Origin of the sequence: Streptomyces sp. NPDC086519 (assembly GCF_040686075.1) — a bacterium.
In the GTDB taxonomy this organism is placed as follows: Bacteria; Actinomycetota; Actinomycetes; order Streptomycetales; family Streptomycetaceae; genus Streptomyces; species Streptomyces shenzhenensis.
Window position 1 is genome coordinate 38767 of record NZ_JBFBJL010000034.1, and the last position, 16497, is coordinate 55263.

Below are 16497 nucleotides of genomic sequence, written 5' to 3' on the forward strand. Positions count from 1 at the left end.
CCACGGATTAGGATGGACGCCATGGCCAAGACCAGTACGACGACCCAGGGGCTGCGCGTCGCGATCGAGCGCAGCGGCTACTACCCGGCCCTCGTGGCCGAGGCGGTGGAGGCCGCCGTGGGCGGCGAGCCGATCCAGTCGTACCTGGTCCACCAGGAGACGACGTTCGACCAGAACGAGGTGCGGCGGCATGTGACGGTGCTCGTCCTCACCGGCAACCGCTTCATCGTCAGCCACACCGACGAGCAGGCCGCCGACAGCACCTCCCCGACCCCGTACGCCACCACCTCCACCGAGTCGGTCAAGCTCGGCCGGATCTCGTCGGTCGTGGTCAGCCGGGTCGTGGCCAACCCGGAGCAGTACACGCCGGGCACGCTGCCCCGCGAGATCGTGCTGACCATCGGCTGGGGTGCCGTCTCCCGCATCGACCTGGAGCCCGCCGCCTGCGGCGACCCCAACTGCGAGGCCGACCACGGATACACCGGCAACTCCACGGCGGACGACCTCAGCCTGCGGGTCAGCGAGGCCGGGGACGGCCCGGAGACGGTGCGCCAGGCGCTCGCCTTCGCGCAGGCCATCTCCGAGGCGACCGCGGACGTCACCCGCTGATGGCGTACGCCGCCTGGGACCATCCCGAACCGCTCGCCCTCGGCTCCGCGCCGCTGCCCGAGTACGGCAGCGGCTCCCTCGCCGACCTGCTGCCCACCCTGGCCGCGGGCATGGCCGTACCCGGAACGACCGCGTCGATCACGGAACTGACGCCCGCCGACCGCAACTGCGTCTTCCTGGTCGACGGGCTCGGCTGGGAGCAGATCAAGGCCCACCCGGACGAGGCGCCCTTCCTCACCGCGCTGCTGGGCAGCTCGCGCGGCGGCACGGGACGGCCGATCACCGCCGGCTACCCGGCCACCACCGCGACCTCCCTCGCCTCCGTCGGCACCGGCCTGCCGCCCGGCGCCCACGGCCTGCCCGGCTACACGGTCCGCAACCCGGCCACCGGTGAGCTGATGAACCAGCTCCGCTGGCATCCGTGGACCGCCCCACGCCCCTGGCAGCCGTACCCCACCGTCTTCCAGCTCGCCCAGGACGCCGGCGTGCACGCGGCCCAGGTGTCCTCCCCGGCCTTCGAGCACACCCCGCTCACCAAGGTCGCGCTCAGCGGCGGAACGTTTCACGGCCGGCTGACCGGCGAGGAGCGCATGGACCTCGCGGCGGAGCAACTCGCCGCCGCCGACCGTTCCCTGGTGTACACGTACTACGCCGAACTGGACGGTGCCGGGCACCGCTACGGCGTCGACTCCGACACCTGGCGCGGCCAGCTCATGCACGTCGACCGGCTCGCCCAGCGGCTCGCCGAACAGCTCCCGGCGCGCAGCGCGCTGTACGTCACCGCCGACCACGGCATGGTCGACATCCCGTTCGACGAGCAGCACCGCATCGACTTCGACGCGGACTGGGAGCTGCGCGCCGGCGTCGCCCTGCTCGGCGGCGAGGGGCGGGCCCGGCACGTCTACGCGGTGCCCGGCGCCGCGAACGACGTCCTGGCCTGCTGGCGCGAGGTGCTCGGCGAGCAGTTCTGGGTGGCCTCGCGGGACGAGGCGATCACGGCGGGCTGGTTCGGCCCGCCGGACCGGTTCGACGAGCGGGTGTACGAACGGATCGGCGACGTCCTCGCGGCCGCGCACGACGACGTCCTGATCATCGCGTCCGAGCGGGAGCCCAAGGAGTCGTCGATGGTCGGCAACCACGGCTCGATGACCCCCGCCGAGCAGCTCGTGCCGCTGCTCGAAGTACGCTCCTGACACCCTGCCCCGCCACTGACCGAAAGGTGCTCGACTCCCCATGCCCGAGCTGGTGTTCTTCTCCGGAACGATGGACTGCGGGAAGTCGACACTCGCTCTGCAGATCGGTCACAACCGGTCGGCGAGGGGTCTGGAGGGTGTGATATTCACCCGGGACGACCGAGCGGGGGAGGGGAAGCTCTCCTCGCGGCTGGGCCTGGTGACGGACGCGGTCGAGGCGGCTTCGGGCATGGATCTGCACGCCTACCTGGTCGGCCAGCTGTCGAAGGGCGGCAGGGTGGACTACGTGATCGTGGACGAGGCGCAGTTCCTCGCCCCGGAGCAGATCGATCAGCTGGCGCGGGTCGTGGACGACCTGGGCCTCGACGTCTTCGCCTTCGGGATCACGACCGACTTCCGGACCAGGCTCTTTCCGGGCTCGCAGCGGCTGATCGAGCTGGCGGACCGGATCGAGACCCTTCAGGTCGAGGCGATGTGCTGGTGCGGGGCACGTGCCACGCACAACGCCCGCACGGTGGGCGGCGAGATGGTCGTGGAGGGCGAGCAGGTCGTCGTCGGTGACGTGAACCGCCCGGCCGCGGAGGTCGGTTACGAGGTGTTGTGCCGACGTCATCACCGCCGCCGCCTGACGAGCGCCGCCGCGCGTGCCGGCGAGCTGTCGCCGGACGTCCTGCCGTTCGCCCCTTCTTGAGGGACAGGACCAGGTCCACCGCGGTGACGCCGTCGGCCCACGCCAACCGCGGTGGGATCCGTGTCCACAGGTGGAGACCGTCGGTCACGACCTGAACCGGCGGCCGGCACGCGGGTATGCCCACCTCCCGGGCCCCGGCACCGGGCGCGCGAGCACGTGGTGCCGGGAGGGTGCGGTGCAGGGCGGCCGGATCGCGGAGCTGACGGACTCAGCCACCGCTCTTGCGCCGGAACGACCGCTGGCTCGCAGCCGGGCCGTGCGCCGAACGGACCTTCGACGCGGCGGCGTTCCCAGCGGCGTCGGCGGCGTCCGCCTGCACACCGCGCTTGCGCGCCAGGGCTTCCCGGAACTTGCGCTTCAGGTCGTCGTGCCCCTCGCCGTCGGGTGCCGGAGCGGACGTCTCGGGGTCGGGCGACCCCGAATCTTCTTCGGACGCGGAGTCTGCGGTCATGGCGACCTCCTGAGCTCGGGCAGTGAGAAGCACAGCTTGTCATGCCGGGCGCGGTGCGGTGCGCAGGCAACATCATCTTGGCTCGGTTTCGGCGCGTATCGCCTTGAGTCCGGGCATGCCGCAGGGGCTCATCTCGTAGGCGCAGGGCATGCCCGGACCGGGGCCCAGCTCCTGAACGGCTCAGCCGCCGCGACGCACCAGGGCCGCCTTGCGGGCCTCGGCGAGCTTGCGTGCCTCGCCGGCCTTTCGGGACTTGCCGCCGGCGCCGCGGGAGGTGTCCTTGCTGGTGCCCAGGCCACGGAAGGGAGCGTTGGAGTTTCTGGGCCGGGGTGCGGCGGGCCCGCCGTCGAGCGGGGTGCCGGAGGGGGCCTTGGCCGCGGTGATCCGGCTCAGCTCCGCCTCGCCCGAGCGGACCTTGGTGATGGTCGGCTCGATGCCGGCCTCTGCCATCAGCCGGCTCATCTCGCGGCGCTGGCCCGACAGCACCAGCGTGACGACGCTGCCGGAGCCACCGGCCCGGGCGGTGCGGCCGGCGCGGTGCACGTAGTCCTTGGGATCGGTGGGCGGGTCGACGTTGACCACGAGATCGAGGTCGTCGACGTGCAGGCCACGGGCCGCGACATTGGTCGCCACCAGGACGGTGACCTGGCCGCTCTTGAACTGCGCGAGGGTCCGTGTGCGCTGCGGCTGGGACTTGCTGCTGTGCAGGGCCGCGGCGGGTACTCCGGCGGCCCGCAGATGCCGGGTGAGCTGGTCGACCGCGTGCTTGGTGTTCAGGAACAGCAGTACGCGGCCGTCGCGGGCGGCGATCTCCGTGGTGACGGCGTACCGGTCGGGGCCGTGGACCAGCAGGACGTGGTGGTCCATCGTGGTGACCGCGCCCGCGGACGGGTCGACCGAGTGGACGACGGGGGCGTGGAGGTAGTGGCGGACCAGCTGGTCGACGTCGCGGTCCAGGGTGGCCGAGAACAGCATCCGCTGACCGTCGGGGTTCACCTGGTCGAGCAACTCGGTCACGTGCGGCAGGAAGCCCATGTCGCACATCTGGTCGGCCTCGTCGAGGACGGTGATCCCTACCCGTCCCAGGCGGCAGGCCTTGCGCTCGATGAGATCGTGCAGACGGCCTGGGGTGGCGACGACCACCTCGGCGCCGTCGCGCAGCGCGGCGGCCTGCCGGCCGATCGACATGCCGCCGACGACCGTGGCCATCCGCAGCCGCAGTGCCTCTGCGTACGGCGCAAGCGCCTCGGTGACCTGTTGGGCCAGCTCGCGGGTAGGCACCAGGATCAGCGCCAGGGGCTGCTTCGGTTCCGCGCGCCGGCCAGCCGTCCGTGCGAGCAGCGGCAGGCCGAAAGCGAGCGTCTTGCCCGATCCGGTGCGCCCGCGCCCCAGGACGTCGCGTCCCGCGAGGGCGTCGGGCAGCGTGGCCGCCTGGATCGGGAAGGGCTCGCGCACACCGAGTTCGCTGAGCGTTCGCAGCACCTCGGCCGGCAGTTCCAGGCCGGCGAAGGAAGCGGGGCGGTCAGGGTGATTCATGAAGAGCCTTCCGCATGCGGACGTACCGAGGAAGGCACGGTAGGAATGATCAGCCGAGGAACAAGACAGACAAGACAGACAAGACAAACAAGGCGAACGAGACGAGTGCGAGGAACCGGACAGTCGGGATCGCCAACCGTCACGAGCACGCAAAAGCATGAGAATAACACGCGCCTTCCATGACGCACCGACCGGCTCCGGAGGGACAGGACCCTCGGCCTCGGCCTCGGCGACAGGCGCTGTCCTGACACCGGATCCGTACCAGGGGACGACGGCAGGGCCTGGACGTCCGGCCGGTCACATCCGTCCGACGGCGAGATTCCTCCTCCGGCCCCGGGCCCCGCGTGCCCACCGTGCCCTACGCTCGACCTACGACCTGTGCGTGGGAGAAGGTGGAGGGCATCGTGGTCCCGATCGCACCTGAACTGCTCATGGCCCTTGCCGGCGGTACCGCGGGCGCGGCCGGGGAGCAGATCTGGACGTCCCTGCGAAACCTGGTCAGGCGACGGCCGTCGGACGGAGAGCCGTACGACGAGGGCGAGTTGACGGCCCTCGCCGAGGCGCCCGACAACTCGGAGCGGGCTGTGGAACTCGCGCGGGCACTGGCTCTCCGCGCCCGGCAGGACCCCGCCTTCGCCGAGGCGCTGGCGGCCTGGCGGCGGGAGGCCGAGGCACTGGAGGGCACGCGGACCGGCGCGGGCGACGTACGCAACGTGGTCTCCGGGGGCACTCAGAGCACCGTCATCCAGACGCGGGACGTGCACGGTTCCATCAACCTCGGTGGCTGACCGAGCCGTGCACGACGGGGCGGTGGCGCGGGAGCCCGGGGCTGGGCCTGACGCAGGTATTCCGCGACCTCGTCGGGGCGCAGCGGCAGCGATTCGATGACCGTGGCGTGCCGCAGCCTTTTGCCCTCCTGGTCGAGGCGGGCGTATTCGGCCGTGCGGGAGACCAGGACGACGTCCCCTTGACTGCCGAGGCCGGCGTCGAGGGCGTCGAGGGCCTCGGCGCGGCGGTGCCCGGGCAGTTCGTCGAGGCCGTCGAGGACGGGCAGTACCCGCCGCTCCGTTACGAGCCGCCGGGCGGGATGGACGCTGTCCACGGGCGGCAGACCGGCGTGGTCCTGCCGCAGCCGGTCCACAAGCCACTCGGTCAGCGGCTGCCGCCGGGTGTCCGAGGACTCCAACGACAGCACGAGCGGGATCGGCACGTCGTCCTCGCCCTGTGTGAGCCGCCGGGCGAGGAGTTCGAGGGTGAGCAGGACGGAGAGCACGGTCTTGCCGGACCCGGCGTTGCCCAGCACGACCAGCCGCCGTCGGGGCTGGAGCCTGGGCAAGGTCCCGGCGATGGTGTCGGCCCCGGAGCCCACGGGCACGTACTCCCCGGCGGACGCGACTCGTCGGCTGGGCGTCCAGCGCACGGGCAGCGGCTCGGGATCGGCCATGTCCCAGGCGTCGGCCTCGGCACGCCACCGGAACAGGAGACTCCGCGCGAGCCCGCGCTCGGCGGCGGCCGGCGGAGCGTCTGTCCGCCCCCGTTGTCGGCCTTCCCGCTGTACTCAGCCGTCCCCGGCGCTCAGAACTCAGTTCGTGCCTGACGTCACGTCATGCGGCGGGCGCAGACGCGACAACCGGTGGGTTGAGGCGGGCGAAGCCCTCCTGGCGCTGGTAAGGGAAGTACGGGTAGGGCGCTGTCTTGACGCTCGCCGCGTCGAGTCTCGCCATCTGGTCGGGCGTGAGCGTCCAGCCGACGGCACCGAGGTTCTGGCGAAGCTGGTCCTCGTCGCGGGCGCCGATGATGACGGAGGAGACGGACGGCCGCTGCAGCAGCCAGTTGATGGCGATCTGCGGAATGCTCCTGCCGGTCTCCCGCGCGATCTCGTCGAGGGCGTCGACCACGCGGTAGAGGTGTTCGTCCTCGACCGGCGGGCCGTAGTCCGCGGTGCGGTGCAGCCGGCTGCGGGCCGGCAGCGGCCGGCCGCGGCGGACTTGGCCGGTGAGCCGGCCCCAGCCGAGCGGGCTCCAGACGACGGCGCCGAGGCCCTGGTCGAGCCCGAGGGGCATCAGCTCCCATTCGTAGTCGCGGCCGACGAGTGAGTAGTAGACCTGGTGTGCGACGTAGCGCGGGTGGCCGTGTCTGTCCGCGCTCGCGAGGGACTTCATCGCCTGCCAGCCGGAGAAGTTGGAGATGCCGAGGTAGCGGACCTTCCCCGCGCGGACGAGCTCGTCGAGTGCGGACAGGACTTCCTCGATCGGCGTGCCGGCGTCGAAGGCGTGCAGCTGGAACAGGTCGATGTAGTCGGTGCCGAGCCGGCGCAGGGCGTCCTCGCATGCGGTGATCAGGCGTGACCGGGAGGTGCCCGCGTCGTTCGGGCCGTCGCCCATCGGCAGACCGGTCTTGGTGGACACGATCACCTGGTCCCTGCGGCCTTTGATCGCCTCGCCCAGCACCTCCTCGGAGGCCCCGCCGGAATAGACGTCGGCGGTGTCGAACATCGTGATCCCGGCATCGATGCAGATGTCCACCAGACGGCGTGCTTCTCGCGCGTCGGTGGTGCCCCAGGCACCGAACAGCGGCCCTTGGCCGCCGAAGGTGCCCGCGCCGAAGCTCAGTGCGGGGATCCTGAGGCCGGATGCGCCCAGCCGCCTGTATTCCATGGCCGTCCCTCTCTCGTCTCTCGTCGCTCGATCTGGCTAACGGGTCTGGAGTTCCGTTAATGTGGGCCTCAACGTAGCAGGTACGAGTGATTAACGAAACTGGAGTCCCGTTATGGGGTTTGAGGGTGCGGACCCGGGGACCGTCCGTCCAGGAGGGCGCACGGCGCGGGTGCGGGCGTCGGTGCTGCGAGCGGCTGGGGACGCCCTGGCCGAGCACGGCTTCGCCCACCTGGACCTCGCCGACATCGCGCGCCGTGCCGAGGTGGGCAAGACCACCGTCTACCGCCGCTGGGGAACGGTCACCAGCCTGGTGGCCGATCTCCTGCTGGACATGGCCGAGCAGTCACTGCCGCGTACCGAGACCGGCTCGCTGCTCGGCGACCTCAAGGCCAACGCCCGGCTCGTGCAGCGCACCCTGGCCGACCCGCGGCAAGGAGCGCTGTTCAAGGCGGTGATCGCCGCCGCCACCTGCGAGGCGAAGGCAGCCGAGGCCCTGCACCGCTTCTACGACATCCGCGTCACGGAGTGGGCCCCCTGTGTCCAGCAGGCCATCGACCGGGGTGAGGTGCCTGCGGGCACCGATGTCCGCGAGGTGATCCGGGCTGTCTCCGCCCCTCTCTACTACCGCCTGCTGACCAGCGGCGACCGCCTCGACGAGGCCGCCGCGGACCAGGCCGCCGAGGCCGCCGCGGCCGCCGCGCGTGCGGGAGCGTACCTGCGGGGCGGCGAAAGCCGCGCCTGACCGGCCTCCGCATCCGTCGCCGAGGGCGGGTCACCGTGAGGGGTCATCGGGCGCCGGTTCAGCGCGGGCTCTGGACCACCGAGAAGACCGCGCCCTCCGGGTCGGCCACCGTCGCGGCCGGCCCGTGCGCGCTGTCCCGGGCCGGCTTCAGCACCTGCCCGCCCAGCTCGGCGACCTCCCGCACGGTCGCGTCCACGTCGGCCACCTCGAAGTACGTCAGCCAGTGCGGTCCCCGCTCCCGGGGCAGCGAGAGTCCGACGCCGTGGATGCCGGCCACCGGGCGGCCCCCGACGTGCAGGGTCACGTAGTCGAAGCCGGCGGCCAGCACCGGTTCCTCCTCGTAACCGAACACCGCCTGGTAGAACTTGGCGACGCTCGACGTCTCGAAGGTGAGCAGCTCGTTCCAGACCGGTGTGCCCGGGACGCCCGTCAGAGAGGTGCCCAGGTGGGCCGAGGCCTGCCAGATGCCGAACACCGCGCCCGACGGGTCGCAGGCGATGGCCATCCGCCCGGCCTCGGCCGCGTCCAGCGGGCCGACACCCACCGTGCCCCCGCACAGCCGGGCCGTCTCCGCCGTCAGATCCACGTCGTCCGAGGCGAAGTACGGCGTCCAGGCGGTCGGCAGGCGCAGGTCCGGCGGCAATTGCCCGATGCCCGCGACCTCCCGACCGTCGAGCAGGGCTCGCGCGTAGGGGCCGAGTTGCTGGGGTCCGGGCTCGAACTCCCAGCCGAACAGGGCTCCGTAGAACTCCTCGGTCGCGGTCAAGCCGTGCACCATCAGACTCACCCTGCAGGGGGTGCCGGGCGCGCGCCGAGCGTGCGTGTCGCCGTTCGGGCCGGCCGCGCCCCGTACCTCGGTCATCGTCACTCTCTCCTCGGCCCCTCGCGGTGGCCGTGTCGCTTCCGCTGTCCGGACCGGTTGCGCCGCAGCCGCGGACACGCACCGTGCCGATGCTCGCACCCTCCGTGGCGCCTTGCGTCCAGGGCCGTGGAGCGGCTTCGCCGGGAGGATGCCTGATCTGCCGTTTCTCGCCCGTTTCCGGTGGATTGCCGACGAGTGTCCATCGGCTGTACAGCAAGTGCCCGATCCCGTACGCCGGGTGATCGAGCCTGTCCGGCCGAGCAGAGTAGTGGTCCCTGGACGATGCGGCCACCCCTGGCGTAAGGATGGGGCCATGGAAGCCATCATCACCGCAACCGAACTCGCCGACGACCTGGCCGGGCCGACCCCGCCCGTGCTGCTGGACGTCCGCTGGCAGCTGACCGCGCCCGGCACGCCGCCCTTCGACGGCCGGGCGGCCTACGCGGCGGGGCATCTGCCGGGCGCCGTCTATGTGCACCTGGACGGCGAACTCGCCTCGCCACCCGGCGCGAACGGCCGGCATCCGCTGCCCGACCTGGCCGTCTTCGGTGCGGCGATGCGCCGCGCGGGGGTGTCGGCGGGCCGGCCGGTCGTCGTCTACGACGGCGGACAGGGCTGGGCGGCCGCGCGTGCCTGGTGGCTGCTGCGCTGGACGGGTCACCCGGACGTGCGGGTCCTCGACGGCGGGTTGCCGGCCTGGGAGGGCGCTCTTTCGACTGAGGTGACCGAGCCGGTCGAGGGTGACTTCGAACCGGCTCCGGGGACGGGACAGTTGCTCGACGCGGACGGGGCGGCCGCGCTGGCCCGCTCGGGTGTGCTGTTCGACGCCCGTGCGGGGGAGCGGTACCGGGGTGAGGTGGAGCCGATCGACCGGGTCGGCGGGCACATCCCGGGCGCGGTGTCGGCGCCGACCACCGAGAACGTCGGCGCGGACGGCCGCTTCCTGCCCGCCGCCGAACTCCGCGACCGGTTCAAGGGCCTGGGTGCCTCTGACGGGGCGGAGGTGGGCGTGTACTGCGGCTCGGGTGTCTCCGGCGCCCATGAGGTGCTGGCGCTGGCCGTCGCGGGCATCGACGCGGCGCTGTACGTCGGTTCGTGGTCGGAGTGGTCCGCCGACCCGTCCCGTCCGGTGGCGGTCGGCCCCGACCCGCAGTAGCGGCAGCCGCAGGGCAGCCGTACTCCATGTCGGGAGAGGGGGCACGCGCGCGTGCCCCCTCTCCCGTATGAACTCGTACGGTCGTACGACCCGTTCTTACTCCTGCTTCTTGCGCCGCGTTCCGAAGACGATCTCGTCCCAGCTCGGCACCGCGGCCCGGCGGCCGGGGCGGACACCGTCGGCCTCGGCCTGGCGGTCGGTGGCGCCGATCAGCCGGTCGCGGTGGCTGCCGACGGAGCGGGGCATGAGGACGTCCGCGTAGGCCGAGCCGGCCGAGGCCGCCGGGGCCGGGGGCTCCTCCTCCGCCGGTTCCGCGGCGGGCTCCTCCGGGATCTCCACGGGGCGCTCCGGGACCACCATGTCGCCCCGGAAACTCGGCACCGCCTCCAAGAGGCTGGTCAGCGAGTCGCGTTCGTCGGCCGTCTCCTCGGCCGGTTCGGACGGCTGCGCGGGCAGGGCCGGCCGCTCACGGTCGCCGGAGCGGTCCAGCGAACGGTCACGCGGCAGCCGGGCGATGCGCGGCACGAACGGAAAGCTGGGCTCCGGTACGGCGAGGTCGTCGGACTCGCCGATCAGCGAGCGCGCCTCGTCGTCGACCGCCTGGACGAGCCGCCGGGGCGGGTCGTAGGTCCAGCTCGCCGAGTGCGGTTCGCCCGCGACCCGGTAGACGAGCAGGACCTCCCAGGTGCCGTCGTCCCGGCGCCAGGAGTCCCACTGCACGGTGTCCTTCTCGGCACCGCGCAGCACCAGCCGCTCCTGCACGGCCTCGCCGAGCGGGGGACCGGAGTTCTCGCCGGGCCGGCGGACGGGCGTCTTGCGTGCCCGCTCGGCCATGAAGGCGCGCTCGGCCAGTACCGGACCCTCGAAGCGCCGCACCCGGTCGACGGGGATCCCGGCGAGCTGGGCGACCTCTTCGGCCGTCGCACCCGCTCGTATCCGCGCCTGGATGTCCCGGGGCCGGAGATGGCTCTCGACCTCGATCTCGATCTGGCCGAGCCGGGGCCGGTCGCCGCGCACGGCGGCACGGAGCCGTTCGTCGATCGGAAGGGTGTACTCCGTTGAGTCGGCAGCCTTGAGCACCAGCCGTGTGCCGTCATTGGAGACGGCCACGACACGCAGTTCGGGCATGGGGACCTCCCGGGTGGTGCCTGCCGACGTCACGTGCGTCGCTGCTTCCGCTAGTCGAGTGTGGCCTGCCCGGGTGCAGCCTGCCACAACCTTGCCGAGTTGCCCGGCGTGTCGGGCACGGGCCCGGGATCGCCGTTATGGCACGGTTACCTATTCGCAACGCTAAGTGACCAACTCCGTCACCCTGTGCATCCAGCCCCCCTCCCGGCGGTCCTGCAAGGCCCCGGACGCCCTGGCGGGAGACCGGACCCAGGGCTCGCAACAGTACTCCATTCGGGCCACGTGCGTGGATTGGCGCGCCGCCCAACTTCTGGCAACAACCGTTGTTCGACCGTAGTTTGCCCGCCTCGGGCGATCTTGAACGTGGCGTACTTCACGTAATCGTCAGAAACGGAACTAATGGTTTCGTCCGTGTGTCCGCATCCTGCCCGGCCGATCGAACAAGTGCCGGAAGGGCGGGCGGGGTTCGGTGAGGCGACGGTCAGCGACGCGGTCGCCGGCGGGGAGCGGAGTGCCGCCCCCGCGCCGGACGGCTCCTCGGCTACTGCCCCAGAACCCTCCGCAGGTAGTCGTTCTGGAACAGCCGCTCCGGATCGAGCCGGTCCCGCAGCGCGGTGAACTCGCCGAAGCGCGGGTACACCTGGGCGAAGTAGTCCGCGTCGCGGGTGTGCACCTTGCCCCAGTGCGGACGGCCCTCGTGGGCGGTGAAGATGCGCTCCGCGGCGGTGAAGTACGCCTGGTACGGCGTGCCCCGGAACATGTGCACGGCGATGTAGGCGCTGTCCCGGGCGGACGCGGTGGACAGGGCGATGTCGTCGGCGGGGGCGGTGCGGACCTCGACCGGGAAGTTGACCCTGAGATCGGAACGGTCGACCATCGCCCGCAGTTCCTGCAGCGTGTCCACCAGGGCCTCGCGCGGGACGGCGTACTCCATCTCCACGAAGCGCACCCGGCGCGGGGATGTGAAGACCTTGTACGGGATGTCCGTGTAGGTTCGCGAGGACAGCGCCCTGCTGGAGACCCGGGCGATCGCCGGTACGACGGCGGGCGCCGCGCGGCCGACCAACTGGGCGGCGTGGAAGACCCCGTTGGAGAGGAACTCGTCCTCGAACCAGCCGGCCAGCTGCCCCACCGGCTGCGGCGGCCCCGCGCTGCGGTTGTTGCGCTTGGTGTTGGTGTTGCCGGTGTGCGGGAACCAGTAGAACTCGAAGTGCTCGTTCTCGGCGCGGAGCTGGTCGAACTCGGCGAGCACCCGGTCCAGCGGCATCGGCTCCTCCCGCGCGGTCAGCAGGAAGAGCGGCTCCACCGCGAAGGTGATCGCGGTGACGATGCCCAGGGCGCCGAGACCGACCCGCGCGGCCGCGAAGACGTCCGGGTTGTCCTTCTCCGAGCAGGTGAGCACCGAGCCGTCGGCGGTGACCAGCTCGAGCTCCTTGATCTGCGCGGCGAGCGAGGCGGACTCACGGCCGGTGCCGTGGGTGCCGGTGCTGGTGGCCCCGGAGACCGTCTGCTCCATGATGTCGCCCATGTTGGTCAGCGACAGGCCCTCGCGGGCCAGTGCCACGTTGAGCCTCTTGAGCGGGGTACCGGCCTCGACCGTGACGGTCATGGCCTTACGGTCGATCCTGCGGATGCCCGTCAGCAGCTGAGGGCGGATCGAGACACCGTCGGTCGCGGCGATCGCGGTGAAGGAGTGGCCGCTGCCGACCGCCTTCACCTTCAGGCCGTCCTCCGCCGCCTGCCGTACCGCCGCCGCGAGTTCGTCCACGGAGGCGGGCGTGACCTCCCGCGCGGGGCGGACGGTGACATTTCCTCCCCAGTTACGCCACGTGCCGCTCTTCCCGCTCGCTGTGCTGCCCAACGGTGCCTCCCCGACCCGTGACCGGCCGGCTGAGCCGGCGGTACCCGAGGAAACCGACCGCGACCGCGACGGCTCCGGACACGGCCGGAACCCCGTACCCGGCGCGGGCGCCGGCCGCGTCGATCACCCAGCCGGCGACCGAGGAGCCGAGCGCCACCCCGACCGCGAGGCCGGTGCTCACCCAGGTCATGCCCTCGGTGAGTTTCGCGCGAGGTACGTGCTTTTCGATGAGGGACATCGTCGTGATCATCGTCGGTGCGATGGACAGGCCCGCAACGAACAGCGCCACGGCCAGAAGCGGCAGGTTTCCGACCAGTAGGAGGGGGATCATACTCACGGCCATCGCACATATGCCCAGCAGCCACCTGCGTTCCGGTCTCCCCGCGAACCGCATGAGCCCGAAGACGGCTCCGGCCAGGCAGGAACCCGCCGCGTACAGCGCCAGGACGATGCTGGAGGCGCCCTTGTGGCCGCGTTCGTCGGCGAAGGCGACGGTCACCACGTCCACCGCCCCGAAGATGGCTCCGGTGGCCACGAAGGTCGCCACCAGCACCTGGAGGCCGGGCGCGCGCAGCGCCGAACCGCCGCCGTGGTGCCCGCGCGGGTGCGGCTCGGGCTCGGTGGCCCGCTGGGCGGTCAGCCAGAAGACGCCGACGGCGAGGAAACCGGCGGCCAGCAGCGGACCCGCCTCCGGGAACCAGGTCGTGGACAGGCCGATGGAGAGGATCGGCCCGATGATGAAGCACACCTCGTCGACGACCGACTCGAACGAGTAGGCGGTGTGCAGCTGCGGGGTGCCCCGGTAGAGGGCGGCCCAGCGGGCCCGGATCATCGCCCCCAGGCTCGGCACCGCGCCGATCCCCGCGGCGCACCCGAACAGCACCCAGTCCGGCCATCCATGATGCGCCGCGAGCAGCAGCCCGGCCGCCGCGGCGAGCGCGAGCAGGGTCGCGGGGCGCAGGACGCGGCGCTGGCCGTGCTGGTCGACCAGCCGGGACACCTGCGGCCCGATCGCCGCGGCGGACAGCGCCATGGTGGCCGACAGCGCGCCCGCGAGCCCGTACCGCCCGGTGAGCTGGGAGATCATCGTGACCACGCCGATGCCCATCATGGACAGCGGCATCCGGCCGACGAAACCCGCGGCGGAGAAACCCTTGCTGCCGGGGGCGGCGAAGAGGGCGCGATAGGGGCTGGGCACGGGGGTCTCCGAGGCTGTACGGGGTAAGGCGCGACTGCGGCTGATACAGCTTACGAGTGCGGTCACCCGAACGCACCCGTCGGGTACCGGGGATAAACCTCCCGAATCCGACTCTTCATGCTCCTGTTTCCGGACCGTCAGCGCCGGGTGGCAGGATCGGCTCATGTCAGACGCGCTCGATGCCACCCCCTACGACGCCCTGCTCCTGCTCTCCTTCGGCGGCCCGGAAGGCCCGGACGACGTGGTCCCGTTCCTGGAGAACGTGACCCGCGGGCGCGGTATCCCGAAGGAACGTCTCAAGGAGGTCGGGCAGCACTACTTCCTGTTCGGCGGGGTCAGTCCGATCAACGACCAGAACCGCGCCCTGCTGGACGCCCTGCGCAAGGACTTCGCCGAGCACGGCCTGGACCTGCCGGTCTACTGGGGCAACCGCAACTGGGCGCCGTACCTGACGGACACCCTGCGCGAGATGGTCGCCGACGGCCGCCGCCGCATCCTGGTGCTCGCCACCAGCGCCTACGCCTCCTACTCGGGCTGCCGCCAGTACCGCGAGAACCTCGCCGACTCGCTGGCCGCGCTGGAGGCGGAAGGTCTCGAACTCCCGAAGATCGACAAGCTGCGGCACTACTTCAACCATCCCGGCTTCGTCGAGCCGATGATCGACGGAGTGCTGGCGTCCCTCGCCGACCTCCCCGAGAGCGTCCGCGCGGGCGCCCACATCGCCTTCACCACCCACTCCATCCCGATCGCGAGCGCCGACGCCTCGGGGCCGGCCGAGACGCACGGCGAGGGCGGCGCGTACGTCGAGGAGCACCTGGACGTGGCGGAGCTGATCGCCGCCGCGGTCCGCGAGCGCACCGGCGTCGACCATCCCTGGCGGCTCGTCTACCAGTCCCGCTCCGGCGCCCCGCACATCCCGTGGCTGGAGCCCGACATCTGCGACCACCTGGAGGAGCTGCACGGCGCCGGGGTCCCGGCCGTCGTGATGGCCCCCATCGGCTTCGTCTCCGACCACATGGAGGTCCTCTACGACCTCGACACGGAGGCCAGGGCCAAGGCCGAGGAGCTGGGTCTTCCGGTACGCAGGTCCGCGACCGTCGGGGACGACCCGCGGTTCGCCGCCGCGATCCGTGACCTGGTCCTGGAGCGCGCGGCCGTGGAGAACGGGCGGCAGGTCACGCCGTGCGCCCTGGGCACGCTCGGCGCGAGCCACAACCTCTGCCCGGTCGGCTGCTGCCCGGCGCGTGCCCCCCGCCCCGCCGCGGCCGGCGCCGACAGCCCCTACGCGTGAGGAGCCCCGTGACCGACGCCCCGCACACGGACCTGCTGGACCTCGCCCGGGAAGCGGCCGCCCGCGCGGGCGAGCTGCTGCGGGACGGCCGCCCGGCCGACCTCGCCGTGGCCCGGACCAAGTCAAGCCCGATCGACGTCGTCACCGAGATGGACATCGCGGCGGAGAAGCTGATCACCGACCTGATCGCCGGGCACCGTCCGGACGACGGCTTCCTCGGCGAGGAGGGCGCCGCCACGGCGGGCACGAGCGGCGTCCGCTGGGTGATCGACCCGCTCGACGGCACGGTCAACTACCTGTACGGGCTGCCGACCTGGGCGGTCTCCATCGCGGCCGAGCAGGACGGGGAGACCGTGGTCGGCGTCGTGGCGGCGCCGATGCGCGGCGAGACGTACCACGCGGTGCGCGGCGGCGGGGCCTGGGCGACCGGGGCGTGGGACGGCGAGCGCGAGCTGCGCTGCCGCCCGGCGCCGCCGCTGGAGCAGGCACTGGTGTCGACCGGCTTCAACTACGTCTCCGGCGTCCGCGCCCACCAGGCCGAGGTCGCGGCCCGGCTGATCCCGCTGCTCCGCGACATACGGCGCAGCGGGTCGGCGGCGGTCGACCTGTGCGACGTGGCCTGCGGCCGGCTGGACGGGTACTACGAGCGCGGCCTCAACGCCTGGGACTGGGGCGCAGGCGACCTCATCGCCCGCGAGGCCGGCGCCCGCACGGGTGGCCGCCCCGGAGAAGCCCTCTCACGCGACCTCGCGGTCGCCGGTACCCCCGGCGTCTTCGAGCCCCTCCAGCGCCTCCTGGAGGACTTCGGAGCATGGCACGACTGAGAGACACCGCACGCTGGGGCTGGGGCTGAGGCGAGCACGGCACCGCCGGACACCGCCGTGGCGGCTGCGCGCCGTCGCGGCGGGAAGAGGCCGGCGGTGCGGGGCCCGGTTCGGTGGTGGTGAGTGGTCGCGGGTGGTCTGGCTGGCAGGGGACGGCCGGTCACCGCCGTGGCGGCTGCGCGCCGTCGCGGTGGGAAGAGGCCGGCGGTGCGGGGCCCGGTTCGGTGGTGGTGAGTGGTCGCGGGTGGTCTGGCTGGCAGGGCGCGGCCGGACACCGCCGTGGCGGCTGCGCGCCGTC

General features: G+C 72.3%; 16 protein-coding genes. 8 read left to right on the forward strand and 8 right to left on the reverse strand.

All coding sequences use genetic code 11. The features are described from left to right. Nucleotides 1-12 precede the first annotated feature (12 nt). The 3 genes from AB0P24_RS28825 to AB0P24_RS28835 are packed head-to-tail and all read left to right on the forward strand — an operon-like array spanning nucleotide 13 to nucleotide 2493. Nucleotides 13-609, forward strand: coding sequence for a DUF5998 family protein (locus tag AB0P24_RS28825; RefSeq protein WP_234537088.1), 597 nt, complete (start codon nucleotides 13-15; stop codon nucleotides 607-609). Then, nucleotides 609-1802: a nucleotide pyrophosphatase/phosphodiesterase family protein gene (locus AB0P24_RS28830; protein ID WP_365798976.1), complete on the forward strand. Its 1194-nt coding sequence runs from the start codon at nucleotides 609-611 to the stop codon at nucleotides 1800-1802. Before AB0P24_RS28825 ends, AB0P24_RS28830 begins: the two co-directional genes overlap by 1 nt. A gap of 40 nt (nucleotides 1803-1842) precedes the next feature. Further along, nucleotides 1843-2493 carry a thymidine kinase gene (locus AB0P24_RS28835; RefSeq protein ID WP_365798977.1) on the forward strand — a complete coding sequence of 217 codons (651 nt, stop codon included), beginning with the start codon at nucleotides 1843-1845 and terminating at the stop codon, nucleotides 2491-2493. Nucleotides 2494-2701: 208 nt separating this feature from the next. Here AB0P24_RS28835 and AB0P24_RS28840 read toward each other — a convergent pair whose 3' ends face one another. Both AB0P24_RS28840 and AB0P24_RS28845 read right to left on the reverse strand, forming a co-directional pair. Then, complete coding sequence (locus AB0P24_RS28840; RefSeq protein ID WP_365798979.1) at nucleotides 2702-2944, reverse strand: DUF5302 domain-containing protein; 243 nt, start codon at nucleotides 2942-2944, stop codon at nucleotides 2702-2704. A gap of 180 nt (nucleotides 2945-3124) precedes the next feature. After that, entirely contained in the window at nucleotides 3125-4480 is a 1356-nt protein-coding gene (locus tag AB0P24_RS28845) for a DEAD/DEAH box helicase (protein ID WP_365798981.1), read from the reverse strand. A 404-nt stretch (nucleotides 4481-4884) separates the two neighbouring features. Here AB0P24_RS28845 and AB0P24_RS28850 point away from each other — a divergent pair, with 404 nt between their 5' ends. Continuing rightward, entirely contained in the window at nucleotides 4885-5268 is a 384-nt protein-coding gene (locus AB0P24_RS28850; protein WP_365798983.1) for a hypothetical protein, read from the forward strand. Here AB0P24_RS28850 and AB0P24_RS28855 read toward each other — a convergent pair. Both AB0P24_RS28855 and AB0P24_RS28860 read right to left on the reverse strand, forming a co-directional pair. Further along, nucleotides 5211-5924 (reverse strand): NACHT domain-containing protein, encoded by a 714-nt coding sequence (locus AB0P24_RS28855; protein WP_365798985.1) that lies wholly within the window; start codon nucleotides 5922-5924, stop codon nucleotides 5211-5213. The two genes, AB0P24_RS28850 and AB0P24_RS28855, sit on opposite strands and share 58 nt — an antisense overlap. Nucleotides 5925-6084: 160 nt before the next feature. Next, complete coding sequence (locus tag AB0P24_RS28860; protein WP_365798987.1) at nucleotides 6085-7137, reverse strand: aldo/keto reductase; 1053 nt, start codon at nucleotides 7135-7137, stop codon at nucleotides 6085-6087. Nucleotides 7138-7249: 112 nt separating this feature from the next. Here AB0P24_RS28860 and AB0P24_RS28865 point away from each other — a divergent pair, with 112 nt between their 5' ends. After that, the gene (locus tag AB0P24_RS28865; protein WP_365798989.1) at nucleotides 7250-7879 is read left to right on the forward strand and encodes a TetR/AcrR family transcriptional regulator; all 630 of its coding nucleotides are present in this window, start codon (nucleotides 7250-7252) and stop codon (nucleotides 7877-7879) included. Nucleotides 7880-7937: 58 nt separating this feature from the next. Here the strand turns inward: AB0P24_RS28865 and AB0P24_RS28870 are convergent, their stop codons facing one another. Next, nucleotides 7938-8741, reverse strand: coding sequence for a VOC family protein (locus AB0P24_RS28870; RefSeq protein WP_365798991.1), 804 nt, complete (start codon nucleotides 8739-8741; stop codon nucleotides 7938-7940). A 313-nt stretch (nucleotides 8742-9054) separates the two neighbouring features. On the opposite strand from AB0P24_RS28870, the gene AB0P24_RS28875 reads away from it, so the two are divergent. Further along, the gene (locus tag AB0P24_RS28875) at nucleotides 9055-9897 is read left to right on the forward strand and encodes a sulfurtransferase (RefSeq protein WP_365798993.1); all 843 of its coding nucleotides are present in this window, start codon (nucleotides 9055-9057) and stop codon (nucleotides 9895-9897) included. Nucleotides 9898-9993: 96 nt separating this feature from the next. Here the strand turns inward: AB0P24_RS28875 and sepH are convergent, their stop codons facing one another. The 3 genes from sepH to AB0P24_RS28890 form a co-directional block, all read right to left on the reverse strand. Then, nucleotides 9994-11025 carry a septation protein SepH gene (gene sepH, locus AB0P24_RS28880; protein WP_365798995.1) on the reverse strand — a complete coding sequence of 344 codons (1032 nt, stop codon included), beginning with the start codon at nucleotides 11023-11025 and terminating at the stop codon, nucleotides 9994-9996. Nucleotides 11026-11566: 541 nt separating this feature from the next. Continuing rightward, entirely contained in the window at nucleotides 11567-12886 is a 1320-nt protein-coding gene (locus AB0P24_RS28885) for a D-arabinono-1,4-lactone oxidase (RefSeq protein WP_365798997.1), read from the reverse strand. Further along, nucleotides 12846-14084, reverse strand: a complete 1239-nt coding sequence (locus AB0P24_RS28890) for an MFS transporter (RefSeq protein WP_365798999.1) — start codon at nucleotides 14082-14084, stop codon at nucleotides 12846-12848. The genes AB0P24_RS28885 and AB0P24_RS28890 overlap by 41 nt, the downstream gene beginning before the upstream one ends. 163 nt (nucleotides 14085-14247) lie before the next feature. Here AB0P24_RS28890 and AB0P24_RS28895 point away from each other — a divergent pair, with 163 nt between their 5' ends. Further along, the gene (locus AB0P24_RS28895; RefSeq protein ID WP_365799001.1) at nucleotides 14248-15375 is read left to right on the forward strand and encodes a ferrochelatase; all 1128 of its coding nucleotides are present in this window, start codon (nucleotides 14248-14250) and stop codon (nucleotides 15373-15375) included. 8 nt (nucleotides 15376-15383) lie between these two features. Then, nucleotides 15384-16199 (forward strand): inositol monophosphatase family protein, encoded by an 816-nt coding sequence (locus tag AB0P24_RS28900; RefSeq protein WP_365799003.1) that lies wholly within the window; start codon nucleotides 15384-15386, stop codon nucleotides 16197-16199. Nucleotides 16200-16497: the final 298 nt, after the last annotated feature.